This window comes from Virgibacillus sp. NKC19-3 (genome assembly GCF_019837165.1).
Lineage (GTDB): Bacteria > Bacillota > Bacilli > Bacillales > Amphibacillaceae > Virgibacillus_L > Virgibacillus_L saliphilus.
This window is the reverse complement of the sequence record NZ_JAGYHC010000001.1, coordinates 3,747,842-3,771,882: the sequence shown is the minus strand read 5'-3', so window position 1 is coordinate 3,771,882 and position 24,041 is coordinate 3,747,842. Positions and strand designations below refer to the sequence as shown.

General features: G+C 40.8%; 23 protein-coding genes. 14 read left to right on the top strand and 9 right to left on the bottom strand.

Features of this window, described 5'->3' with window-relative positions:
* Nucleotides 1-164: 164 nt before the first annotated feature.
* Entirely contained in the window at nucleotides 165-1,394 is a 1,230-nt protein-coding gene (locus tag KFZ56_RS17920) for an MFS transporter (protein WP_222643492.1), read from the bottom strand.
* 11 nt (nucleotides 1,395-1,405) lie between these two features.
* Complete coding sequence (locus KFZ56_RS17915) at nucleotides 1,406-1,834, bottom strand: MarR family winged helix-turn-helix transcriptional regulator (protein ID WP_309228326.1); 429 nt, start codon at nucleotides 1,832-1,834, stop codon at nucleotides 1,406-1,408.
* A gap of 217 nt (nucleotides 1,835-2,051) precedes the next feature.
* On the opposite strand from KFZ56_RS17915, the gene KFZ56_RS17910 reads away from it, so the two are divergent.
* The 6 genes from KFZ56_RS17910 (at nucleotide 2,052) to KFZ56_RS17885 (ending at nucleotide 6,038) form a co-directional block, all read left to right on the top strand.
* Nucleotides 2,052-2,702 carry a uridine kinase family protein gene (locus KFZ56_RS17910; RefSeq protein WP_222643490.1) on the top strand — a complete coding sequence of 217 codons (651 nt, stop codon included), beginning with the start codon at nucleotides 2,052-2,054 and terminating at the stop codon, nucleotides 2,700-2,702.
* Between the two features lie 117 nt (nucleotides 2,703-2,819).
* Nucleotides 2,820-3,341, top strand: coding sequence for a GrpB family protein (locus KFZ56_RS17905; RefSeq protein WP_222643488.1), 522 nt, complete (start codon nucleotides 2,820-2,822; stop codon nucleotides 3,339-3,341).
* Nucleotides 3,342-3,364: 23 nt separating this feature from the next.
* Nucleotides 3,365-3,865: a GNAT family N-acetyltransferase gene (locus tag KFZ56_RS17900; protein ID WP_222643486.1), complete on the top strand. Its 501-nt coding sequence runs from the start codon at nucleotides 3,365-3,367 to the stop codon at nucleotides 3,863-3,865.
* Nucleotides 3,866-3,946: 81 nt separating this feature from the next.
* A complete protein-coding gene (locus KFZ56_RS17895) occupies nucleotides 3,947-4,612 on the top strand; it encodes a class I SAM-dependent methyltransferase (protein ID WP_222643478.1) in 666 nt (221 codons plus the stop codon).
* Nucleotides 4,613-4,693: 81 nt separating this feature from the next.
* Nucleotides 4,694-5,230: a GNAT family N-acetyltransferase gene (locus tag KFZ56_RS17890; protein ID WP_222643476.1), complete on the top strand. Its 537-nt coding sequence runs from the start codon at nucleotides 4,694-4,696 to the stop codon at nucleotides 5,228-5,230.
* Between the two features lie 241 nt (nucleotides 5,231-5,471).
* On the top strand, nucleotides 5,472-6,038 hold the full coding sequence (locus KFZ56_RS17885; protein ID WP_222643475.1) for a DUF4256 domain-containing protein: 567 nt from the start codon (nucleotides 5,472-5,474) through the stop codon (nucleotides 6,036-6,038).
* Between the two features lie 233 nt (nucleotides 6,039-6,271).
* Here KFZ56_RS17885 and KFZ56_RS17880 read toward each other — a convergent pair whose 3' ends face one another.
* Nucleotides 6,272-6,955: a hypothetical protein gene (locus KFZ56_RS17880; protein ID WP_222643474.1), complete on the bottom strand. Its 684-nt coding sequence runs from the start codon at nucleotides 6,953-6,955 to the stop codon at nucleotides 6,272-6,274.
* A gap of 454 nt (nucleotides 6,956-7,409) precedes the next feature.
* Complete coding sequence (locus tag KFZ56_RS17875) at nucleotides 7,410-7,925, bottom strand: ClbS/DfsB family four-helix bundle protein (protein ID WP_222643473.1); 516 nt, start codon at nucleotides 7,923-7,925, stop codon at nucleotides 7,410-7,412.
* A 267-nt stretch (nucleotides 7,926-8,192) separates the two neighbouring features.
* Here KFZ56_RS17875 and KFZ56_RS17870 point away from each other — a divergent pair, with 267 nt between their 5' ends.
* The 5 genes from KFZ56_RS17870 (at nucleotide 8,193) to KFZ56_RS17850 (ending at nucleotide 14,511) form a co-directional block, all read left to right on the top strand.
* Nucleotides 8,193-8,801, top strand: a complete 609-nt coding sequence (locus KFZ56_RS17870; RefSeq protein WP_222643472.1) for a superoxide dismutase family protein — start codon at nucleotides 8,193-8,195, stop codon at nucleotides 8,799-8,801.
* A gap of 98 nt (nucleotides 8,802-8,899) precedes the next feature.
* A complete protein-coding gene (locus KFZ56_RS17865; RefSeq protein WP_222644046.1) occupies nucleotides 8,900-9,595 on the top strand; it encodes a sulfite exporter TauE/SafE family protein in 696 nt (231 codons plus the stop codon).
* A gap of 95 nt (nucleotides 9,596-9,690) precedes the next feature.
* Nucleotides 9,691-9,873 (top strand): hypothetical protein, encoded by a 183-nt coding sequence (locus KFZ56_RS17860; protein WP_222643471.1) that lies wholly within the window; start codon nucleotides 9,691-9,693, stop codon nucleotides 9,871-9,873.
* Between the two features lie 136 nt (nucleotides 9,874-10,009).
* Nucleotides 10,010-11,203, top strand: coding sequence for an MFS transporter (locus KFZ56_RS17855; protein ID WP_222643470.1), 1,194 nt, complete (start codon nucleotides 10,010-10,012; stop codon nucleotides 11,201-11,203).
* Between the two features lie 134 nt (nucleotides 11,204-11,337).
* A complete protein-coding gene (locus tag KFZ56_RS17850; RefSeq protein ID WP_222643468.1) occupies nucleotides 11,338-14,511 on the top strand; it encodes a DEAD/DEAH box helicase in 3,174 nt (1,057 codons plus the stop codon).
* A gap of 89 nt (nucleotides 14,512-14,600) precedes the next feature.
* Here KFZ56_RS17850 and KFZ56_RS17845 read toward each other — a convergent pair whose 3' ends face one another.
* Nucleotides 14,601-15,878, bottom strand: a complete 1,278-nt coding sequence (locus KFZ56_RS17845; RefSeq protein ID WP_222643466.1) for a hypothetical protein — start codon at nucleotides 15,876-15,878, stop codon at nucleotides 14,601-14,603.
* A gap of 290 nt (nucleotides 15,879-16,168) precedes the next feature.
* On the opposite strand from KFZ56_RS17845, the gene KFZ56_RS17840 reads away from it, so the two are divergent.
* The 3 genes from KFZ56_RS17840 to KFZ56_RS17830 all read left to right on the top strand — a co-directional run bounded on the left by KFZ56_RS17840 (nucleotide 16,169) and on the right by KFZ56_RS17830 (nucleotide 19,842).
* A complete protein-coding gene (locus KFZ56_RS17840; RefSeq protein ID WP_222643465.1) occupies nucleotides 16,169-17,161 on the top strand; it encodes a TAXI family TRAP transporter solute-binding subunit in 993 nt (330 codons plus the stop codon).
* A gap of 139 nt (nucleotides 17,162-17,300) precedes the next feature.
* Nucleotides 17,301-17,855: a DUF1850 domain-containing protein gene (locus KFZ56_RS17835; protein WP_222643464.1), complete on the top strand. Its 555-nt coding sequence runs from the start codon at nucleotides 17,301-17,303 to the stop codon at nucleotides 17,853-17,855.
* Nucleotides 17,839-19,842 carry a TRAP transporter permease gene (locus tag KFZ56_RS17830; RefSeq protein WP_222643462.1) on the top strand — a complete coding sequence of 668 codons (2,004 nt, stop codon included), beginning with the start codon at nucleotides 17,839-17,841 and terminating at the stop codon, nucleotides 19,840-19,842. Before KFZ56_RS17835 ends, KFZ56_RS17830 begins: the two co-directional genes overlap by 17 nt.
* 82 nt (nucleotides 19,843-19,924) lie before the next feature.
* On the opposite strand, the gene KFZ56_RS17825 is transcribed toward KFZ56_RS17830, so the two are convergent.
* Genes KFZ56_RS17825 through KFZ56_RS17810 form a run of 4 tightly spaced genes read right to left on the bottom strand, consistent with a single transcriptional unit; the run spans nucleotide 19,925 to nucleotide 23,863 of the window.
* The gene (locus tag KFZ56_RS17825; RefSeq protein ID WP_222643460.1) at nucleotides 19,925-20,935 is read right to left on the bottom strand and encodes an ABC transporter ATP-binding protein; all 1,011 of its coding nucleotides are present in this window, start codon (nucleotides 20,933-20,935) and stop codon (nucleotides 19,925-19,927) included.
* A complete protein-coding gene (locus KFZ56_RS17820; RefSeq protein ID WP_222643458.1) occupies nucleotides 20,901-21,947 on the bottom strand; it encodes an ABC transporter ATP-binding protein in 1,047 nt (348 codons plus the stop codon). The genes KFZ56_RS17825 and KFZ56_RS17820 overlap by 35 nt, the downstream gene beginning before the upstream one ends.
* 40 nt (nucleotides 21,948-21,987) lie before the next feature.
* Nucleotides 21,988-22,944 carry an ABC transporter permease gene (locus KFZ56_RS17815; protein ID WP_222643456.1) on the bottom strand — a complete coding sequence of 319 codons (957 nt, stop codon included), beginning with the start codon at nucleotides 22,942-22,944 and terminating at the stop codon, nucleotides 21,988-21,990.
* Between the two features lie 13 nt (nucleotides 22,945-22,957).
* A complete protein-coding gene (locus tag KFZ56_RS17810; RefSeq protein ID WP_222643453.1) occupies nucleotides 22,958-23,863 on the bottom strand; it encodes an ABC transporter permease in 906 nt (301 codons plus the stop codon).
* Nucleotides 23,864-24,041: the final 178 nt, after the last annotated feature.

Genomic DNA, 24,041 nt, shown 5'->3' with positions numbered 1-24,041 from the left:
CGCCGAATATAATAATGTTTGTTTTGGATCAAAAGTGATAACGTATACTTATCCTAAATAAAAAGGATAGCTGAGGAAGCAAAAAGCCCTATGAACTATAAGATATCCCGGGCTTTTCCCGGGACATCATTGAACGTGATGGATGATCCATCTTGTTGTTAAAATTAATGTGAATGGGACTTTATTTCTACAGCCTCCATCGGTTCTGAAATGGCATGTTCTTTTTTACCATGAAGGAAGTAATAAAGCATCGTCGTAGCTAGGACCATGATTCCCATAATGAGATATAAATTGCTGTATCCGGTTGATGGAATGATGATCCCCAGCACGTATGGTCCGAATCCAATTCCCGCGTCCATCGCTATATAGTAAGTTGATGTGGCAAGACCGACCCGATGTGGGGCAGCCATTTTTACAGCGATGGCTTGCGTGGTGGATTGCATATTCCCATATCCGAGGCCCATCAATACACCAGCTACTAATAGTGATATACTGCTTTGTGCGGTGCTTAACAGCAATAATCCTGCCCCAAATAGAATGAAAGCCGGATACATCACCCAGTTGGCACCTTTTAGGTCGAGTAAACGTCCGGTAAATGGCCGTGATATCAGGATCGCTACGGCGTAGACAATAAAGAATAGGCTCGCCGCTTGGACCTGGTTAATTTCAATCGCATAGAAATTAATAAAGGACAGAACACTGGCATAGCCAACAGATAGGATGATGAGTACGAGTCCAATTGGTAATGCCTTTGGTTCCATAAAATCGGAAAGCTTTATTTTCTTCTTACGTGGCGCAGATGCCGTTTTTATAGGATTTTTCACAACGGGTATTTTAGCAAATAAGGATATAATAAAACTAATGATTGCCAATGCCAAACAAAAGATGAAAATCACCTGGTAATCCATATGGGAGCTCATATAAAGTCCAATGAATGGACCGATTGCCGTTGCCAGGGTAATGCTCATGCTGTAATAGCCAATTCCTTCTCCCTTTCGATGCTCAGGTATGACTTCTGCGACAATGGTTCCTGTTGCTGTACTTGCTGCGCCTAAGGCGATTCCATGTAATAGGCGGGTAATTAGAAAAAAGGTGATGCCCGCATCAACAAAATAGAATAAGGACATCAAAATAAAGAAAATCAGTCCGAAATATAACATTTTCTTGTTACCGATGGTTGTGATTAACCGGCCAATGACCAGTCTCCCAATTAATGTTCCAATAACAAAAATACCAGTGACAAGACCTGCCTGGCTTTCCGAAACACGAAACTGTTCAACAGCATAGACCGACATCGTCACTAATAATAAATAAAACACTAAATATAAGAAGAAATTTGCCACGGATACAATGGTAAAATCCTTCGTCCATAATTTTGATTTTGCTTGTTCCACGAATGAATTCCTCACTTTCGAATATTGCTTCTAATTGTTTCCATAATACGAATGGCTTCACGCTGTTCTGTTTCGGATATGCCTTGTAAAATGTCCGCTTCCAATTCATCAATGGTAATACGTACATGCTCATACATATTCCTGCCAGAATCTGTCAGCTGCATTCGTTTTTCACGCTTATCTTTACCCCTCGCTTGCTGCACATAACCCAATTTTTCCAAGCTTGCCAGGGTTCTGGTGATAGTAGGCTTTTCGACACCTTGGTAATGGGAAATTTCGATATTTGTCGCTTCCCCAAAATGATATAAATAATATAAAATCGTCCATTGTGCGCGGTGCAAATTGTGCTTGTTCAGCTCTATATTTAGCTGATTTTCAAACGGGCGGTATAACATGATTAGCTGGTGGAAGAACTTTTGTGTAGTCTTAATGGAAATCACCTCTTTGGATAGTTACCTTCAGTAACAGTTAGCTAGAGTAACCTTTATAGTTTAGCAGTTCTTTGACGTAATGTCTAGGGGTGGGACGTGGGGACAGGTTCATTGTCCCAGCATATTGGGACAATGAACCTGTCCCCACGTCCCACTGCGTGATATAATAAGGTGATTGTTATAATGAAAATAATGAAAGGGCTTTGCTATTAAAAGGGGGAGAGTGATGGACAAGATATTTCACGGGATAGTCAATTTGATACATAATACAGATCAAAAAGTAATCATTGGAATTTCAGGTCATGGTGCTTCCGGGAAGACAACATTTGCAAATAAACGTGGAAAACTTTTAGGACAAAAAGATGTAAATTATATTAATACGGATCCTTATATTATTGGTTCTAATCTTAGGAAGTACACTATTCTAAATTATCAATATAACAATAAAAATCATCATTATAAAATGACCGCATGCCATCCTGCTGCCCATAACGTACTAGGTTTGGAAAGAGACATCCATATGATTAGAGATGAATTAGATTTTTATACAATAGGTACGCCCTATATGCGTAGCACTTTAATCCATTCACAAAGCAAAGTGAATATTGTAGAAGGTATGAGTGTTGCTTTTATAAATCCACATTTGTTTGATTTGAGGATTTACTTATATACTGACAGTGAAACGGAATTAATAAGAAGAGGTATTCGAGATGCTTCTGAAAGAGGAGCAGATATTCACGCTATAAGACAATCGCATGAAGAGCGTAGAATTCAATATGATTTATTTATGCATCCTTATCATTGCAATTTTGATATTATATTAAAAAACGCTAATGAAGCGTTTTTCCTGGAAAAAGGCGGTGATTTTAAATGTTGATTGAGATTTAGAGTGTGATTAAGCAATCATATTTCAGCGATAGAGCACGATAATCAGCTTATACGCATGTGAATATATTATTGAGCAACAGCAGGATTAAAAAAGGATGAGAGTAAAATGAGAAAGGTTGAAGTAACCTCATATGACGGGGATTGGCCAATGAAATTTGAGGAAGAGTCTAAACAGCTACATCATATTTTTGGTTCGGAAATGATTGAAATTCATCACATTGGCAGTACCTCCGTAAAAGGGCTAAAAGCAAAGCCGATTATCGATATAATGCCTGTGGTAAAAAATATTAGTTGGATTGATAAGTTTGACGCTGAGATGATCAACATTGGTTATGAACCAAAAGGAGAAAATGGCATATCTGATCGGCGATTTTTCCAAAAGGGAGGAGATGATCGAACGCATCATGTCCATGTTTATGAACGAGGTGACCCTGAAATTAAACGGCATCTAGCTTTCCGGGACTATTTACGGAAACACCCCGATATATTAAAAAATTATGGTGATTTGAAAGAAGAATTGTCCAATCTTTTTCCGAATGATATAGAATCATATATAAAAGGAAAGGCGCAGATGGTATCAGAGATTGAGAGCAAAGCTTTGGTTTGGTATCAAGGCTTCAAATCGTAAACTGTGGGGGGGGGAGAAATGATTTGCTGATTAGAGAAATAGACACTTCTGATGCGGAAACGTCTGCCCGACTTATCCAGCAAGTTGAGGCAAGTTCCGAATATATGCTTTGGGAAGCAGGAGAGAGAAACATTTCACTTGAGCAACAAGAAAAGATGATAGCGAGTATTGGAAAAAAAGCGAACTCCACTATATTTGTGGCTGAAAATGATGATAATGAATTAGTGGGTTACCTGATGGCAATTGGAGGCGATGCAAATAGAAATAAGCATGCAGTTTATATTGTTGTTGGTGTTTCCAAGGGTTACAGAGGCCGAGGAGTAGGAACAAGACTATTTGAAGAGATGGAACAATGGGCGCAGAGGCAAAGTATACATCGTTTAGCGTTAACAGTCGTCACTCGGAACGAAGTCGGTTTATCATTATATAAGAGAATGGGATTTGAAATCGAAGGGACAAAAAGACATTCTTTATTCATCAATGGTGAATTTGTTGATGAATACTACATGTCAAAGTTGTTATGATTTTTAAAAAATGATGTGTGTCCGTCCGGCAAAAGGATAGCACTACGTGATATGCAGACTTTTTGAAAACGGAGGGTATTCATGGTTGCAAAACATGAGAGTATCAAGGAACGCATAACAAACCATTGGAATAGGAGAGCAGAACTGTACGATTTTACAGGGCATCATGATATTCGCAGTGTTGAACAAGAAGAATTATGGTTAAAACGTATGAAAAGCATCACTGGCGATAAAAAACTGGATGTCTTAGATGTTGGGTGCGGAACGGGATTTCTTAGTATGTTATTGGCCAAACAAGGACATCAAGTAATCGGTGTTGATGTAGCATCCAGTATGTTGGAAAAGGCAAGGCAAAAGGCGAAGGAGCGAGGACACTCCATTGATTTTCACATGGAAGACGCTGAATCCCTTTCATTTAAAGATGCCTCATTTGATCTTGTCATCAACCGTTTTCTCATTTCAAATATATCTAACCCAAATAGCGCATTAAGCGAATGGAAAAGAGTTTTAAAAGCAGATGGGAAACTGGCTATCATCGAAGGTGAATGGAAGAAACGATTATATCAAGATGAATTTAGGGAGATAGGCGATTCGATCCCGTATTACAAAGGAAGCGCTGGAGAAAGACTCAAATCTGTCATAGAAAAGAATTTCTTTCGACATGTCGAACTTTTCTACTTACATGATCCTTTATATTGGGATGAAATACCAGAGTTTGAGCGATATATACTTACTGCCAACCAATAACAGGGACAGGTTCATTGTCCCGTTCGTCTGGTGCTGGGGCAATGAACCTGTCCCTGTAAGGAAAAAGTGGGGGAATCAATAGTGAATATAATTGAATTAAAAAATGGAAGTAAGGCAGCAATTCGTGAGGCAAAATTAGAAGATGCTGAGCAGCTTCTAAATTTAAGTAACTCAGTTATGGACGAAGGTCGTTATATGGTAACGCGTCCAGGAGAGTTAAACTTCACCATTGATGATGAGGAGAAATTCATAGGAAAACACATTGAAAATCCTGGATCTGTACTATTTGTTGCCGAAGTCGATATGAAAATCGTCGGTCTCATTAACTTCCAAAATGGATGGAGAAAAAGTCTGGAGCATAGGGGAAGTTTTGGGATGTCAGTTGAGAAGGATTCACGAGAATCGGGAATTGGCAAGGCGCTGATAAAAGCGCTTCTTGAATGGGCTCAAGATAGTACATTGATCGAAAAAGTAGGGTTAAGCGTATTTGCAGATAATAACCGTGCGATTCAGCTATACAAAAAATTCGGGTTTGAAGAAGAAGGTCGTAGAAAAAGGGAAATCAAAAACGCAGATGGACAATATATTGATGATATATTGATGTATCGGTTTGTTTAGCTTTATTATGGTTCATGTTTCCGCTACGTTAGTATGGCATTGAAGAGTTTAAAATGCTGCTTGAGCAGGTTGGCTTTGGAGATATTGTCATTTCAGCGGATTATAAATACGGACAATATCCTGTTGGATCAAATCAGACGATTACGTTTGAGGCTGTTGTTGGCCAGGGGTGAGGATTTAATAAATCTTGGGACTAGGTGGGACAAGGGACCTGTCCCTACTGTCCCAGAATGAGGGGGAAATGCATATGACAAAGAATGAATTATCGTTTGAACAACGTGAAGAATTATATAGCACATTGAAAGCCCGTTTTGAGGAAAATAAAAACCGCCATAAAGGTCTTGAATGGGCTAATGTTCAAGCTAATCTGGATGCTAATCCAAAGAAACTGTGGTCGCTTTATGAAATGGAGGAAACTGGCGGTGAACCGGATGTTGTCGGGTTTGATGAAAGGAAGGGCGAGTACATTTTTTATGATTGTTCAGTAGAAAGTCCTAAGGGCCGCAGAAGTGTTTGTTACGACCGCGAAGGGCTAGAGGCTAGGAAAAAACATAAACCGGAAAATAATGCTATGGATATGGCAGCTGCCATGGGTATTGAACTTTTAACCGAAGAACAATATCGGGATTTGCAAAAGCTTGGTAATTTTGATATGAAAACATCGAGCTGGGTGCAAACCCCTTCGGCTATTAGAGAACGCGGTGGTGCACTTTTTTGCGATTATCGTTACGGACATGTCTTCGTATATCACAATGGTGCGTCCTCTTACTATGGTGCCAGGGGTTTTCGTGGCTCGTTAAGGGTGTGAGACTGTGGGGCCAAATGCAAAGGGAATCACTTTAAAAGAATAGGGGGGAGAGGGGATTGTTGACTCAGTTGTATTTTGTACGGCACGCCCATAAGGCAACAAACACTTCGTCCTCATTTAAAATATTGATTGGTTCGATTATATGTAGCATCGCATCTGGCTCGCTGTCTCTCCCTTGAAATATACATCACTTCCCCTGAAAAAACATTTATGTCATTTTCAGGGGAAGTGATTTACTGGATGCTTCCGTTATAGATAGGGCCTCTATCAAGTTCAATGACCTTCAATCGGTGTGGATGTTTCATGTAAATACTTTTGAACTGTGGCTGATCATTGCCATCTTTTAATAAAAGGATGCGTTTGTGTGGGTTGTCCTCCACAACTTGTGCGTTACCGTCATCTACATCAACGTAATTGGAAAGTGTGGCGTACTCTTCCAATCCTTCAAGCTCCGTTTTTGATTCGGCAGCATCACTATCTCGATCATTTTCTTCAACAGCTTCATTGGCGTTACCTTCGTTTTCAGCTATATCTTCATCTACATCAACTTCTTCTTCTGTATCATCGATCATTTGATTAAACACTAACCCGCCATTGAAATCGATCACTTTTAATCTGCTTGTATCTTTACCATAGATACTTTTGAATCGTGGCTGGTCATTGTCATCTTTTAATAAAATAATACGTTTGTTATTGTTGTTTTCCACGATTTGAGCATTAAAGTTATCGGCATCAGCTACATCATCAAGTATGTCGTATTCAACGAGATCGTCAACATCTTCTGCGTGGGTATGGTTATTCATTGCAGCGTTGTTCTCTGCTACTGGTGCTGTGTCTGGATTTGCGTGCGCCGCATAGCCAATACCTCCGCTCGTTAGAAGTAGTGCGCTTGCCGTTGTAAGTACGAATGTTTTCATCTGTCTTCCCTCCTTTGTTGTATGTTACTTTTATCATATAGTCACCAAATTAAAACGCATTGTGAACAAGATTAAAATTAGATTAGAAAAAATTGGATTATTGGTTGCTTTATTATGATGTCAGATGGCAAAGTGCTATCAACGAGCTCTCCGTATCGTATTAGCCGTTAGTACGTACAGTTGGCTTTTGACACTTGAGGGGTGAGTGGCACTAAAGAATCGTACTCCTAAGGGGGGATTGTCTTTCATGCATCATGTACCACAAGCAATTTTCCGATGTAACCACCTTCCATTTTGGCTTTGGAAGTGTGTGATTTTTATTCTGCAAAAATGGAACCTTATCAAAAAGATCGGGCGCGTTAATCTATCGCGACGCGCCCGAGTGTTGAAGAATATTTTTACGCTGTGGTTTACGTTACAGTAATATATATGGACACTGCTAATCAACTCAACCTTATATTCCGCTTAGCTTTTTCCATTTTCTTATTTTCGCTCTAAATGATTTGAATGGTGCAACTGTATTGATATGAAGCCATTTCCATATTGGCCAACTAGACGGAGTAGTAGTTGCCCATTGCCGACCGCCTTGTTCGAATAATTCGTTATCTTGATAGCTTTCTATGAGTTGAATGATTTTCGTAACATCGCGCTCAAATCTGTCTATTAACGCATCAAGTGAATGATCTGCATACTGATCGTAAAAATGCTGATAAAGCCCACCAAGGTTATTCCACTTATAATCTGGTGTTGGTGTTATGACTTCTTTTCCATCTTTGTTATCTTGTTCCCATGATAATATCAAATTCATCCACCCCAATTGGTAAGCAATCATTTGGGAGGGTGTTCTATCGACTTCATCTACGAAACTGTCTTTATTAAGGTTGTCGACAGAACGAAATTCATCGATAAAGAGCCTTGCCCTTTTTGTAATTTCATCAATGAGGGCTTGCTTACTAGCATATGCTTGCAATTATAATCACCCTTTCCTAAAAATAGTGATATCTAAATTCCGTATTAAGTGGTACACTTTTTTGCGATTTTTCCATAAAATGGATTATCTTTTTACGATTTCAAAAGCCAGCGTTCCTGTAATGGTATAGGTACTACTTCAACAAGCATGTTTAAAATTCCTGCTTTTTCTTTTTACTGTTGCTTGCACGTATAGTTACTACAATGTTTAAACGTTTCCCATTACGTAAAAACTGTCCATAACAACCTTGAAGGGAGACGTTGTTCAATGAGACGTTGGATCATGATTATATTTATCTTGGTATTGGCTGTTATCCTGCCTGCTTGCGGCGGAAATGCAGAAGAACAGGAGGACCAGGATCAAGAAACGCAACCCGAGGAAAACACGGACGAGGAATCCGAGCAAACCAATGCCATGGACGAAGAGGAAAAACTGGTCTCACTAAGTGATCAAGATGGTGATGTCGTAGGAACTGCCACTCTAACAGAAGGTGAATCGGGTGTTACGATTGAGTTTGAAGGAACAGATTTACCAGCAGGGACACATGGATTCCATATTCATGAAAATCCATCTTGTGACCCATCTGAAGATTTTGAATCAGCGGGAGAACATTTTAATCCCACAGAGGCTAATCATGGTTTTGACGATCCGGATGGTCCGCATGCGGGTGACTTACCAAATATGGAAGTGCGTGAAGATGGAACCGTTGAGGAAGAAGTAACAGCAGACATGGTCACATTGGAAAAAGATCAGGATCACTCCTTATATGCTAACGGGGGAACTGCGCTCATGATCCATTCCGACGCAGATGATTATACCTCCCAGCCATCCGGTGACGCTGGCGACCGTATTGCTTGTGGGGTTATTGAAGAATAGGTTTTAAGAATGTCCGAGATTCCATTCTCGGGCATGTCTTTTTATGTTATGATTGGCTGCATAAGAAGGTGTGCGCATTGAATTCATTCATTTTATTTATGTTCATTATTTTATTTGCATCCATTCTCCAAACTAGTACTGGATTTGGCTTTTCGATTGTGGCTACTCCATTTTTATTAATGCTATTTGAACCTCGTGAAGCAGTGCAAATTAATTTAATTTTATCGCTTGTTATTTCAATCGCCCTAATCATGAAAATTAGAAAAGATGTTGATATGGGTGTGCTGAAAAGATTTGTATTTGGAAGCATAGCAGGGCTTCCTCTAGGTATTTCCATATTTTTGTTCTTGGATATGACACTGTTGAAATTTGGCATAAGTATTCTTATTTTAGTGCTTACGTTACTGCTTATCCTTCGCTTTCGCATCAACCAAACAGGGAAGCGGGATTTTGCTGTGGGGGGATTTTCCGGTGCACTAACAACCAGTATAGGTATGCCCGGGCCTCCCCTTTTACTCTATTTTTCCGGAACAAATACGACAAAGGAAAAATTACGCGGGACAACATTGGCATTTTATTTATTCGTTTATTTTGTGAGCTTAGGTTTCCAAGTCGTTTTTGCTGGGACATCGAGGGAGATTTGGATGTCGAGTTTGGCTGGGCTACCACTTGTCGTAATTGGATTGATATTGGGGCAGCTCATGTTTACGTGGATTAATCAGCGGCTGTTTCAATGGTTGACCTATGTGTTGCTGTTATTTAGTGGTGTGTATTTGTTGCTTCAGCAGATTTAAGAGTTCCGCAGTGCTGAGCGCTGGATCCTGGTGCCTGGCCGCTGGAAAAAAGTCCAAAAAGCCGTGCAAATTTCCGCTATGCCGAAGCAAGAGCGGTGAAAGCCGAACGGAGTGGCTCGAAGGCTGAAGCAAGAGTGGTGAAAGCTGAACAGAGTGGAGCGAAAGCTGAAGTAAGAGCGGTGAAAGCTGAACAGAGTGGTACGAAAGCTGAAGCAAGAATGGTGAAAGCCGAACAGAGTGGTACGAAAGCTGAACCGGGTTACATGAACACCGAATAAACCGCTGCTCTTTAGACTAGCATCCCCATCGTGGGACGCCCTGCTGAATAACATAGTCAAATCCGCCAACTGTCTTCCATAATCATCCCTACTCATGTATAATATATTTCGAGTAACGAAAGAAAGGAAGTATGACATGGGTTCACAACCGAACGCGCAAGGTGCGCCGAAAGCAGCTAAAATTTGGACACGTGATTTTGTGTTTATTTGTCTTGCTAACTTTTTTGTATTTCTGGGATTTCAGATGACGTTGCCGACGATTCCCTTATTCTTGAAGGATTTGGGTGGAAGTGATCAATTAGTCGGTGTTGTTGTTGGTATCTTCACATTCTCTGCCTTATTGTTCCGGCCTTATGCCGGTCATGCGCTTGAGTCCAAGGGAAGGGCATTCGTCTACATGACAGGTCTGGCAATCTTTGTGCTTTCTATAGGTTCCTATGCGTTTATCGCAAGTATTGGACTTCTATTTACAATACGAATCTTACAAGGAATTGGCTGGGGATTCTCCACAACAGCGGGTGGGACGATAGCTACTGACTTAATACCGCCTAAGCGGCGCGGTGAAGGTATGGGCTATTTCGGTCTGTCCGGAAATATTGCACTTGCCTTTGGACCGGCACTTGGGCTGACGTTGGTTGGAATGATTTCCTTTACGCAGTTGTTCTTAATATGCGCAGCATTTGGATTCATTGCACTCCTTTTCTCTTCACAAATTCGCTATAAAAAAGTAGAGAAATCCGAGCATAAAACGACGACAGTTAAATTCGATATTTTTGAAAAAACCGCCTTGCAGCCATCGGTATTATTATTCTTTATTACAACGACATTTGGCGGGATCGCTACATTCTTGCCACTGCATGCGATGGAGCAGAATGTGGCGGGTATTCAATTGTATTTTCTTGTATATGCAATCTTTCTCATGATTTCCAGAACCTTCGCAGGGAGAATTTATGACCAGAAGGGACATCTTTATGTATTTCTCCCGGGGGCATCACTGATTGTTATTGCAATGCTTCTATTATCATGGCTCCCGAGTACGACGGTAATGCTTGTGGCAGCCGGATTTTATGGGTTGGGGTTTGGCAGTGTTCAGCCGGCACTTCAAGCATGGTCTGTTGAAAAAGCACCGAATAATAGAAAAGGAATGGCGAATGCCACCTTTTTCTCATTCTTTGACTTAGGGATAGGCCTTGGCGCGATGGTATTTGGACAGCTTGCTTCTATCTTTGGCTACAGATCTATTTATGTGACATCTGCAGCGTTTGTGATGCTTTCCATTTTCTTGTATATCTACCTGTTAGTGAAAGCGCGAAGGGATGCTAGTGTATAAGTTCTTTCCTAAAAATGCAATGTATAATATATTGCTAGTTTTCCAATCCTAGTAAAAGCTCCCATGGTTTAAAATCTCCCATTTCTCGTTTATAATAGTTGTAACGAGACTGTAGAAAGTAGGTTTCCAGAACTTTGAGACGTATTAGTGATATTAACATCCAAAAATTATTTCCAACCATTATTTATAAGCGCGGATTAGACTATTATAAACGAGATCTGGTGCGTGATCTTTTATATGATACGAAAAATCAACGATGGACTGCTACCGTTCAAGGCACGCAAGATTACTTCACCGAAATTAATATGGAGGACTTTGCCAATGGATCAGTCGATACGTACTGTGACTGTCCGGCGTTTGAAACGTATGGTTCCTGTAAACATATTGCGGCAACATTGATTAGTATAGCAAATAAGGAATCTGAGCGGGGGACCCCGGCATTTGCCAATTATGATTATCAAATGTCCAATCGCTTTATCAATGCCCTGGCTTCCATCGAGCAGCCTAGTACAACAGCTGAAGTTTTACCTGAAAAGAAACCCATGCATGTAGAGTATTATTGCAAATGGTCGTTTGATAAGAATCTGGTTATCGAATTAAAAACCGGGGAAAAACGGTGCTTTGTTGTCAAAGATGCGTATGATTTTTTGGAAAATGTTCTGCATGGAAATGAGCACTATTTCACGAAAACATTCACCTATCATCCAGATACCCACTATTTCCAGCAAGCGGACCTGACTATCTTTGAATTACTCTACTCCATTTTGAAAAATGAACAAATCTATAATGGTTATACGTTTTATCATTATCGGGGAAATGTTAGTGATAGAAGGTCGATTGTTATTCCACCACTTGTGATTCGAGAGCTATTTGAAAAGGTTGTTGAACGGGATTTCACTGCTGAGACACGAAACAGAAGCTATAATCCGGTCACACTGGAGACAGATACACTGCCGTTTCAATTTGCATTGACGAAAAATGAACGTAATGACTTAATGCTCAAGATGGATGAAATTGATGATGCGATCTATTTTAAGGCTTATGAAATGTTGTTCTACCAGGGAACGTTTTATTTTCCAAGAAAGGAACAAATTCCAGTATTGGAGGAAATTAATCATTTTGGCATGGGTGACTTGGAACTGCCGATCAACCAAAATCAGGCAGATACGTTTTTATCCGAAGTGCTGCCTTCTCTGAAGCGAATCGGGGATGTGGAAATAGCTGACAAGGTGGCAGCGGAAATCATTCAAGTTCCGCTAAGAGCGAAATTATACCTGGAAATGAAGGCAGATTGGATTACTGGGAAATTGGAATACCACTACGGGGATCATTTGGTCGATCCGTTTAGTGGTCGCAAGGAAAGCGATGTTATTATCATTCGTGATGTCGAAAAAGAACAACAGATTATGCGTTTAATCGAGCATGCGAATTTTCATTATAATGGACGGGAGTTGTATATCGAAGCGGATGAAGAGGAGATTTATACCTTCCTTTATAAAGTTCTACCATTGCTTGATGGGCATGTAGAGTTATTCCTAACGTCGGATATTCGTAATTTAATCGTCGAAAATGAACCAATGCCCAGTACGAACGTGAGTCTGGAATCCTCTTCTAATTTATTGGAAATCGGTTTTGATATCGATGGTGTTGATGATTCCGAGATCAATCAAATCATTGATGCCGTGATCGAGAAAAAACGCTATTATCGTATGCAAAGCGGTGCGCTACTTTCGCTTGAGGGCGAAGAGTTTTCCTCTATGAAGCAATTCTTCGATGATTTTGAGATAAAAAAAGATGATGTGCAGGATGGGAATGTTCATATGCCTGTGTATCGCGGGACGCAAATTGATGAGTTAATGCAGACGAACAAGAATTATGACCCCTCCTTTCGCAAATTATTGAATCACTTAAAATCGCCGGAGGACCAGATTTATGAACTACCGGAAAATTTACAAGGCACATTGCGAAACTATCAGGAAACGGGATTTCAATGGTTTAAATCATTGAGTAATTATCATCTAGGAGGCATTTTAGCCGATGATATGGGTCTTGGGAAAACATTGCAAAGTATTGCTTATGTCGCTTCCGAGCCAAGCGATCATCCACATTTGATAGTGACACCATCCTCTGTCGTGTATAACTGGAAAAATGAATTCGAGAAATTTGCGCCGGATTTAGAAGTTGCAATCTTGACAGGAACACCGGCAGAACGCAAACAAAAGATTGCGTCATTAACTACGATGGATGTATGGATAACATCCTATGCAACATTGCGCCAAGACATCGAGCTTTACCGTGAATTGAATTTCCGGACATTGATCCTGGATGAGGCACAATTTATTAAAAATTACGCGACAAAAACATCACAGGCCATTCGTGGAATTAAAGCAGGAAGACGATTTGCGTTAAGTGGGACACCAATTGAAAATTCCATTGACGAACTATGGGCTATTTTTCAAGTGATTTTACCTGGGCTAATGCCAAATCAGCGCAAGTTTAAACAGCTTTCTAATGAAAAGGTTGCATCCATGACCAAGCCGTTTGTTCTGCGCCGATTGAAAGGCGAAGTGTTGAAAGAGTTGCCTGATAAAATTGAATCTGTCAGCGTTTCGGAGCTAACAAGGGACCAAAAAGATTTATATCTCGGTTATTTACGTCAGCTGCAACAGGAAGCATCGCAATCGATGGCAGAAAGTGGCTTCAATCAGAACCGCATGAAAATCCTGGCCGGGCTGACGCGCCTGCGCCAAATTTGTTGTCATCCATCATTGTTTATTGAAAATTACCAGGGATATTCCGGTAAGTTGGAACAATTGATGGACACGATAAGAAACGCAATTGAAAATGGCAAACGCATGCTTGTTTTTTCACAGTTCACCAGCATGCATGAAATCATCATTGAAAAGTTAAATCAAGAGGGCATTGGCTATTTCTATCTCCATGGGGCAACAAGTTCCGAGGAGCGTGTGGAAATGAGCGAACGCTTTAATAACGGAGAGAACAATGTCTTTTTAATTTCGCTAAAAGCAGGTGGAACTGGTCTGAATCTAACGGGTGCAGATACAGTCATCCTGTATGATCTATGGTGGAACCCGGCAGTTGAGGATCAGGCAACGGGACGCGCCCACCGGTTCGGTCAGAAAAACGTCGTTCAGGTGATTCGCCTTGTTACAGAAGGAACGATTGAAGAAAAAATATACGACCTGCAGCAGAAAAAACGTGAACTCATCGATCAAGTCATTCAACCTGGAGAAACCATGCTTTCCAGCTTGAGTGAAGAAGACGTGCGAGAGCTGCTGAGTATTTGATTGCTTGCGGGACAGGGGGGCAGGTTCCTTGTCCCAGAATCAGGCCAAAAGAGGGACAGCGGACCTGTCCCCCCTGTCCCAAAATGCCCCTATTGATTCAATGTAAACAGCTTTCTCGGTCGTCCTCTGGTATATGGTTTCTCTTCTCCAACTGCTACAATTACCTCGCCACTTAAAAGCTTATTTATTGTCCGCTCGGCACTGCGTTTGGTTACATTATAGTATGTAGCAATGTCATTGGACGAGAATGGTTCGTTATTGCGGACTTTAATAAAATCAAGGAAGTTATAGGATAATTCATTATTAAGTTGTGCTCGATGAATGAGCGAATGATATAAACGCGTTGTATCAAATTGCTTTTTGACTCCAAGCGGGCCAATCGTATCCTGTCTATCGTTAACAATATAACAATTGCTAATTTCTGTCTGTCCCCCCTGGTCCAAAGCTAATTTTGCATGCTCCTCCGCTTGTTTCGCGGTTAATCCAAGCCCGAACCCAATGTCCACCGGTGTTTTCAGATCAGCTTCTATTTCCCGAAGCAGCGGGAAGTCGCGATAATGATTCGTGATATAATCCAGCACGCTACTGGTACCGAATAAGATAAATTGATTTTCACTGGATAAAACAGATGCATCTGTTTTTCGGGCAAATTTTAACAAAATGTGATGTAGTTTAAGTAAATATTCATTTGCTGCAGCTTCTCCCTGCTCCTTGGTTATGGATTCTAAATGTGGAATGCGTACATGCCCTGAAACAATTTGTGGGCTCTTACGTTGATTCAGTCGTACGATGGATGTTGCCTGCTCGATTGTATGCTCTAGGTTTAATGTTGGAATGGTCATACAGGTTGTTGGTATTTCCAGCTCGTTCATCCGCTGTTCCACTTCATTCATGGAGGTCAGGACATGATCAATTTTTCCTTCATTCCACAGATCGTGATGATGTTTTACAATGTGATCAATCGTTATGTCCCTTTCTTTTTCAAATTCAATCGTATAAATGTCTTTATCGTCCATTTCCAATTCCCCAATCACTTTATCTACATGAACGCGATCGGATACATCAATGGAAAGCCGCTTAAGGTCCCTTTGAAGGCGATAGAGAGAAGTAAGGATGGTGTATTCGTCAATAGCTACTTGAACAAAAGGTAGTCTTTTTTTATTTATTTTTTCATATGCATATAAATAGGGAAGGGCGCCAGCAAATAAATAGATGTCACACATCAAAGCTTTATCAATTAATGTGTTCACATTTTTAGCATTGGTATACGGGAATGGTATAATTTCCAAATCATCCCGTTTAACGACTAATTGTTTTATTCTATTCATTATTTCTTTTCTGCCAAATACTGCTATTTTCACTTTCATTCAATACACTCCTATATGTTTATTTCAACGTCAAGAACGTAAAGCTTTGGTAAAAAAAGGCTACCTATTAATTGGAGACTATCCTTTATAGCCTTTCTCAAACCACTGTAGGCAATTTATTTTTACCTATATTTATGTATTACTATCATGGTATTGAATTTTCTTAAAATTGTCAAGACGCATAAGGCATTGGTTAAATAGTACTATTCAAAAATACTTGACATATTTATGAAAACGGTTAAAATTTAAATACGGTATTATAGATTGATAAATTAAAAGGGGGAATTTTAATGAAACAGAATAAGCTGTTGTTATTTGGGGTGCTGCTATTTACACTAATAATGCTTTTAGCAGCATGTGGTGAAGAAAGTGAAGAAACTGGTGGAGAAGCCGAGGGTGAAGATGCACCTGACTTTTTGAGTATCCTGACTGGTGGTACTAGCGGTACATATTATCCACTGGGTGGAGAGATGGCGCAAAACATCAGTGATGATACCGGAATACAAGCAGATGCATTGTCATCAAATGCTTCAGCCGATAATGTGATCGCGCTTCAAAACGGAGAAGCAGAGCTTGCCATGGTACAAACGGATGTCATGTCCAATGCGGTGGATGGGGTCAACTCCTTTGAAGGAGAGCCGGTAGATAACGTTTTAGCAGTCGGTTCCCTCTTTCCGGAAACCATTCAAATTGTAAGCAATGCTGATTCAGGTATAGAAACAGTGGAAGACTTGGAAGGGGCAGCAGTGTCTGTAGGGGCCCCTGGTTCGGGGACTTATGTGAATGCAGAGCAGATCCTGGAAGTACACGGACTTTCCATGGACGATATTAATGCACAGAATCTTGATTTTGATGAATCAACATCAGGAATACAAGACGGCAATATTGATGCGGCATTTATTACATCCGGTACGCCTACCGGAGCGGTAGAAGGTTTGGGAGCTACTGTAGATATTAATATCGTTTCTATGGAAGAAGATAAAATAGATGAATTGATTGAAATGTATCCGTATTATGCAGAAGATACAATTGAAGCAGGAACCTATGGGCCGGTGGAGGAAGATGTAACGACCGCTGCGGTGATGGCAATGATGGTTGTAACCGACGATATTCCTGAGGATACCGTCTATGACATTACCAAATCTATTTATGAAAATGCAGGTGATATGGCGCATGATAAAGCTGAACTAATTGCGCCTGAAAATGCGCTTGAAGGTGTAGGTATTGATTTACATCCTGGCGCTGAGCGTTACTTGGATGAAGAGGGAGTAAGCGCAGATTAAAAGCGATCATATAAATGGAATGGCCGACGACCATTCTTCTGAAGGGAATGGCTGTCGGTTATTTTCATTTTACCTTAGCTTTGGATTCATTTTGCAATTTTGATAGGATAAGAGAATTTTCGTACTGGGTGAACCGCCAATGAAGCATCGATTAAAATTTATATTATTTGTCAGTTTCTCCATTATTGCAATAGCCATTGTTTTATTCATACCTTTTCAGACAGCTTTGATATTTTATGAAGAAAATACGGATCACATCGAAGCTTACCTTCCCATAAAGCCTGGGGAAACATTTCAAATTATTTTTAAGCATTCTATTCACTTAACAGATGTTGTGGAAAAATACGAAGTGACTGCGGATTACGACATAAAACAATATGAGATGGTTTATGAGGAATTTGGAATCGGGATGCCATCCAATGCAGGCCCGGGGGAAACGTTTGTACATGAGGATGGGAAATATTATTTAAAGGATTTGGATAATTACTTTTCGTCTATGAATATACGAAATGGAAAAACGGTTTCCGAACATCGACTTGTATGGGGAAATGATGATGACAGTTCTTCAAAGAAAGAACACATGGCTTGGTTTAATACGTATTTTGAACCTGGTGCGTGGTTCACTGTCAAGGTGGAGCGCTTGCCTCTTTGGAAACGCTTAAAAGGAGTGAAAATTCATGAAGGAAAACAATAGTAATCAAATGACAGAAGAACAACAAGAAGAAATCATGCAGAAATATGATGCGGAAGCGAATACGAGGACATCAAAAGGCTGGATTGGTTATGTTGTCTTTTTTGGATTAATAGCTTTTTCCCTATTTCATATTTATACCGGGGTATTTGGTCAATTTACAGCGTATATTCAGCGAACGGTTCACTTGGGTTTTGCTTTATCACTTGTATTTCTTTTATTTCCGGCAAGGCGTAAAACGAAGCGATCATCCATACCGTGGTATGATTACATACTGGTACTACTGTCGATCATTGTCACCGTTTATTGGCCGTTGTATTATGATACATTGGTACAACAGATCGGTGGGATAGACATGACCCAAATGATGATAGGCGGTGTTGCTATTTTACTCGTTTTGGAGGCTTCCAGGAGAGCTGTCGGGCTTCCGATTACGATTATTGCCTCAGCCTTCTTGCTTTATGCCTATTTCGGGCAAAAAATGCCGGGTATGCTAGCACACCGAGGCCTTAGTTTGGAGCAATTAATAGATTCTATGTACTTTACAACGGAAGGGATTCTTGGTACACCGTTACAGGTATCGTCCACCTATATTTTTCTATTCTTGCTATTTGGGGCATTTCTTGTACAGACAGGTGTCGGAACTTACTTTAATGATTTGGCTATTTCATTGGCAGGTAAGCGTACAGGTGGGCCTGCGAAGGTTGCGATTTTCTCCAGTGCGTTGAATGGAACGATTTCCGGTAGCTCGGTTGCAAACACGGTAACGACTGGTTCCTATACAATCCCGATGATGAAAAGACTAGGTTATCGAAAGAACTTCGCTGGTGCGGTAGAAGCAGCGGCATCTACTGGTGGACAAATTATGCCGCCAATAATGGGGGCTGCAGCGTTTTTGATGATTGAATTTGCTGGTGAAAGTTACTGGGATATCGCCAAGGCAGCGACAATACCAGCAATATTATATTTTTCCGGCATATGGATCATGACACATCTTGAAGCAAAGCGTACCGGGCTTCATGGTTTGCCGGAAGAACAGATCCCCAAAAAAAGTACGGTACTGAAAAAAATACATTTGTTATTACCGATCCTGATCATTATATATTTATTATTTGCCGGGTTTAGCATTGAGCGGACAGCTCTCTTTGGAATTGGTGCAACAATACTTGTTAGTTTATTCAGGAAAGATACAAGAATCAATTTCAGCAGGTTTATTGTAGCCCTGCAATCCGGTGCAAAAACGGCATTGGGAGTTGCAGCAGCCACTGCCTGTGCTGGTATTATCGTTGGTGTTGTGACGAAAACCGGCTTAGGGCTGAAAATGGGGAATGGTCTCGTAAGCATAGCAGGTACCATTGCAAGTTCTCCAGAAATTCAATTGCTGTTGACACTCATGTTCACCATGATTGCTTCTATTATATTGGGAATGGGATCACCAACAACAGCCAATTATATTATCACATCAACCATTGCGCTACCTGCAATTCTGGCGTTGAATGATCAGTTGGAAGTAGCTATTCCGGTGTTAGCTGGCCATATGTTCGTGTTTTACTTTGGTATTGTGGCAGATATCACCCCACCCGTTGCGCTGGCAGCTTTTGCGGCGACAGGTATTTCCGGAGGGGCGCCGATTCGTACTGGGTTTAACGCCTCAAAATTGGCTATTGCTGCGTTTATCATCCCGTACATGTTTGTACTGAATCCACAGTTGTTAATGATTGACGCAACTTCCATGGAAATTACTTGGTCGCTCATAACGGCATTTATTGGGATGATAGCTATTGGAGCGGCAATTATTGGATTCTGGTATCGAAAGCTGCATTGGACCGAAAGAATTATTGTAGCAGTGACAGGTTTGATGTTAATGTATCCGGAAGGGCATTCAGATATCATTGGGTTTGCGGCATTTATTGTACTGTTCATCATTCAACTGTTTACAAGACAGGATCAAAAGATAGAAGAAGTTCAAAAAACAGGTAGTGAAGGATAGTAGGAAGGCAGGAGTTCGGAGCTAAATAAAACAAAAAAAGTGCTCCAAGCACATGGCTTGGAGGCACTTTTTTGATATTTCCTTATCTAGTTGGCTGGTGTTCACCTGACTTAATTTCCTCCATATAATGGCAAGCAGCTTGGTGGCCGTCTTCCATATCATCCGAACGGCGAAGTTCCGGCACCTCATTGACACATTTTTCTGTAGCGAACGGACAACGGGTGTGGAACCTGCATCCTGTTGGTGGATCTATTGGTGAGGGTACATCCCCTTTTAGGACAATCCGCTCCTTTTTGACATCCGTTTTTGTGCTTGGGATTGCAGAAAGTAGTGCTTTCGTATATGGATGTTGTGCATTTGAGAACAGTGACTTCTTATCTGCGATTTCTACAATTTTCCCAAGATACATGACGATGATGCGATCTGATATATGACGCACAACCCCAAGGTCATGGGAAATAAACAGATACGTTAAATCAAAGTCGCGTTGCAATTGTTTCAGCAAATTGATAACTTGTGCCTGGATTGATACATCTAACGCGGATACGGCTTCATCAGCAACAATAAGTTGTGGATTCACAGATAGCGCGCGGGCAATACCGATTCTTTGCCGCTGACCACCACTGAATTCATGTGGCATACGATCTGCCTGATGTTCACCAAGGCCGACTGTTTTCATAAGCTCGATAATTTTATCATTACGTTCATTTTTTGGAACAACATTCTGTATTTCCATGGCTTCGTTCAATATTTGACGAACGGTTTGCCGCGGATTGATCGATGCATATGGATCCTGGAAAATGACTTGCATATTTTTGCGCGTTTTGTTCATTTTCTTTTTGTTGAAGGAGAGCAGGTCTTCTCCGTCGAATTCCACTTCACCGCCTGTTGGTTCGTCAAGGCGAAGTATCGCACGGCCGGTAGTGGATTTGCCACAACCGGATTCGCCTACAATACTTAGCGTTTCTCCCTCATATATAGAAAAGGATACACCATCAACTGCTTTTACATGGTTTACTGTGCGACCAAGAATTCCGCCTTTAATCGGGAAATGTTGCTCAAGGTCCGTAACTTTTAGAAGTTCTTTCGTCATTAACATTCACCTCCGGATCGCCATCCCATTCGTCTGTGTAAATCCAACAGCGAATTTGATTTCCTTTTTCGTCTGTTTCTAATTCTGGCAGTTTATTTCTACAAAGCTCTGTTGCAAACGGACAGCGTGGTGCAAAGCGACAGCCTGTTGGCATTTCTGCCGGGCTTGGCACGGTTCCTTTAATGACAGGCAAGTCCCCTTCGATATCTTGGTCATTTGGAGGTATAGAGTTAAGCAGTCCAACGGTATATGGGTGTTTTGGATTGCGAAAAAGTGTATTTACGTCTTCATATTCTACGATTTGCCCACCATACATAACAGCAACATAATCACAAGTTTCCGCAACGACTCCCAAATCGTGGGTAATTAAAAGCATTCCCATTCCCAGCCGTTCTTGCAAATCATTGATCAATTCCAGGATTTGAGCTTGTATCGTTACATCGAGTGCCGTTGTTGGTTCATCTGCAATCAAAAGATCCGGATTACATGCAAGTGCAATTGCAATCATAATTCGTTGTCTCATTCCGCCGGAAAGTTCATGCGGATATTGATTGATTCTTTTTTGAGGGGAAGGGATCCCTACAAGTTTAAGCATCTCAATGGAACGTTGCTTTGCTTCCTTTTTCCCTAAACCTTCATGTGTGATATATGCCTCACTAATTTGCTGTCCTACCGTATACGTAGGGTTTAAGGAAGTCATTGGTTCCTGAAAAATCATGGAAATTTCGTTTCCACGGATGTTTCTCATTTGAGCATCTTTCTTATCGAGTAGGTTCTCGCCTTTAAATTTAATCTCTCCACCAACGACTTTCCCTGGGTCATCAATTAGGCGGAGAACAGAAAGTGCGGTAATACTTTTTCCGGAACCGGACTCTCCAACAACCCCGAGTGTTTTCCCTTTTGGGAGGGAAAACGTTACCCCATCAACTGCTTTTACCTCTAAATCTTTCGTAAAAAAAGAGGTTTGCAATTGGTTTATTTCTAATATATTTTCAGAAGCATTATTCTCCATTCGCATATCACCTCAGTCTTTCGTTTATTCTAGTCATCTATCAATCCAGTTCGATTCGTTTATTAAGCAAGCGATAGGCTATATCAACAAGCAAGTTTACCAAGACGAACAAGAGAGCTACGACAAGTATACCGCCCTGCACAATTGGGAAATCCCGCGCTGTGATGGAGTCGATAATTAATTTCCCCATTCCGTTAATCGCAAAAACGGTTTCTGTTAATACGGTACCTCCGAGAAGCGTGCCGAACTGAAGCCCGACGACCGTAACAACAGGAATTAATGCGTTCTTTAAGGCATGGCGATAGATAACAATGCGTTCTTTTACACCTTTTGCCCTTGCTGTACGGATATAATCCTGATCGATAACATCAAGCATACTGGAACGTGTCATACGAGCAATAACTGCCGCACCTGCTGTTCCTAGTGTAATAACGGGCAATACAAGTTGATCTAATCCTCCCCAACCCGATGGAGAGAACCATGCGGTGTTGTTTAATATGGGAATCCAGCTTGGTAAGTCAATTCCGATGGCAAACCATTGGATTAACATTAGCCCCAGCCAGAAATTAGGCATAGAAAGACCGAATAGTGCAATGATCATAAGGGAAGTATCTGCGAATGTATTCCTTTTTGTGGCAGAAACAATCCCTGCTATTAACCCCATAAATACACTCAAAATCGTACTATAGATGGCAAGTTCGACGGTTACCCAAAACCTGCCTCCAATTTCATCAGTGACATCCCGGCCACTTCGAATGGAACTTCCGAGATCCCCCTGAACAGCATTTGAAACATAATGGAAATATTGTACCGGTAAGGGGTCATTTAAGCCTAATCTCTCTTCCATGGCTTCAACGGTTTCTTTTGGCGCACTTTCACCTGCCATGATTTGAGCAGGGTTACCGGGAATCAAGTGCATTAAGCTAAATACGATTATAGAAACTCCTATTAGTACAGGAATAGTTTGAATGAGACGTCTGATTATAAATTTAAACATATTACTCCCTCCTCTACTCTTTCATCTTCGGATCAAGTGCATCCCTTAATCCATCACCAAGAACATTAAATGCAAGTACAACAGCAACAATCATAACTCCCGGGAAGAATGCAACATGCCAGGCGTTATATAGATAATTACGTCCATCTGACAGCATAGCGCCCCATTCCGGCATTGGTGGCTGTGCGCCAAGTCCAAGGAAGGACAGACCACTTGCTGATATAACAGCTGTCGCAATATACATGGTCGCTTGTACAATAATTGGTGAAGTAATATTCGGAAATATATGTTTAAATATAATACGTAAATCACTGGCGCCTAATGCTCTCATCGCATCTATGTATTCCAGGTTTTTAACAGACAAGGTTGATCCTCGCGTAATCCTGGCAAAAATAGGGAGGGAGGAAATCGCTACTGCAATAATAACGTTGATTAAATTACCACCAAGTACACTTACAATTGCCAGTGCTAATAGGATACCAGGAAAAGCCAATAATACATCCATACATCTCATGATGATGGAGTCTGTACGTTTGCCGTAATAACCGGATACAATTCCAAGTAGTACACCAACAGTCCCGCCTAATGCTACTGAGAAAAAGCCAATATATAATGTGATGGACATCCCATGTAGAATTCGACTGAAAATGTCACGTCCAAAACTGTCTGTGCCAAACCAATGGTCAGCAGACGGTGGATCAAGTTTATTTACAAGATCCTGTGCATACGGACTGTAAGGTGCCATGAACGGCCCAACTATTGCGACAATAATGAAAAAAAGTATTAGAATACCACCTACCATAGCCGGTTTATTTCGCTTGAGTTTGTTAAAGGCAATCTTCCAATTTTTCAGGCGAGGGCTAGGTGGTTTAACAGCGGTGTTGGGATTGTCTGTAGTTGTCTGTCTTTCTACACTCATAGCTTGTTTACTCCCTTTCTCGACAAATTATTCAAACATTTATTATAAATGCTATATTGATAGATTATACCATGAATAGTGCTTTTGACAATATGAAAATTTAACAATATAGCTTAAACTCACCTAGTAGATTACGATTGGCATGGTTTTTTCACAACTATGAATAATGAACGTGATT

What these genes read in the sequence shown, in the direction of transcription:
- KFZ56_RS17910 (WP_222643490.1), top strand. Translation starts at nt 2,052, where the DNA reads ATGGACAAGATATTTCACGGGATAGTCAATTTGATACATAATACAGAT.
- KFZ56_RS17905 (WP_222643488.1), top strand. Translation starts at nt 2,820, where the DNA reads ATGAGAAAGGTTGAAGTAACCTCATATGACGGGGATTGGCCAATGAAA.
- KFZ56_RS17895 (WP_222643478.1), top strand. Translation starts at nt 3,947, where the DNA reads ATGGTTGCAAAACATGAGAGTATCAAGGAACGCATAACAAACCATTGG.
- KFZ56_RS17885 (WP_222643475.1), top strand. Translation starts at nt 5,472, where the DNA reads ATGCATATGACAAAGAATGAATTATCGTTTGAACAACGTGAAGAATTA.
- KFZ56_RS17880 (WP_222643474.1), bottom strand. Translation starts at nt 6,955, where the DNA reads ATGAAAACATTCGTACTTACAACGGCAAGCGCACTACTTCTAACGAGC.
- KFZ56_RS17870 (WP_222643472.1), top strand. Translation starts at nt 8,193, where the DNA reads ATGAGACGTTGGATCATGATTATATTTATCTTGGTATTGGCTGTTATC.
- KFZ56_RS17865 (WP_222644046.1), top strand. Translation starts at nt 8,900, where the DNA reads ATGTTCATTATTTTATTTGCATCCATTCTCCAAACTAGTACTGGATTT.
- KFZ56_RS17855 (WP_222643470.1), top strand. Translation starts at nt 10,010, where the DNA reads ATGGGTTCACAACCGAACGCGCAAGGTGCGCCGAAAGCAGCTAAAATT.
- KFZ56_RS17845 (WP_222643466.1), bottom strand. Translation starts at nt 15,878, where the DNA reads ATGAAAGTGAAAATAGCAGTATTTGGCAGAAAAGAAATAATGAATAGA.
- KFZ56_RS17840 (WP_222643465.1), top strand. Translation starts at nt 16,169, where the DNA reads ATGAAACAGAATAAGCTGTTGTTATTTGGGGTGCTGCTATTTACACTA.
- KFZ56_RS17835 (WP_222643464.1), top strand. Translation starts at nt 17,301, where the DNA reads ATGAAGCATCGATTAAAATTTATATTATTTGTCAGTTTCTCCATTATT.
- KFZ56_RS17830 (WP_222643462.1), top strand. Translation starts at nt 17,839, where the DNA reads ATGAAGGAAAACAATAGTAATCAAATGACAGAAGAACAACAAGAAGAA.
- KFZ56_RS17825 (WP_222643460.1), bottom strand. Translation starts at nt 20,935, where the DNA reads ATGACGAAAGAACTTCTAAAAGTTACGGACCTTGAGCAACATTTCCCG.
- KFZ56_RS17820 (WP_222643458.1), bottom strand. Translation starts at nt 21,947, where the DNA reads ATGGAGAATAATGCTTCTGAAAATATATTAGAAATAAACCAATTGCAA.
- KFZ56_RS17815 (WP_222643456.1), bottom strand. Translation starts at nt 22,944, where the DNA reads ATGTTTAAATTTATAATCAGACGTCTCATTCAAACTATTCCTGTACTA.
- KFZ56_RS17810 (WP_222643453.1), bottom strand. Translation starts at nt 23,863, where the DNA reads ATGAGTGTAGAAAGACAGACAACTACAGACAATCCCAACACCGCTGTT.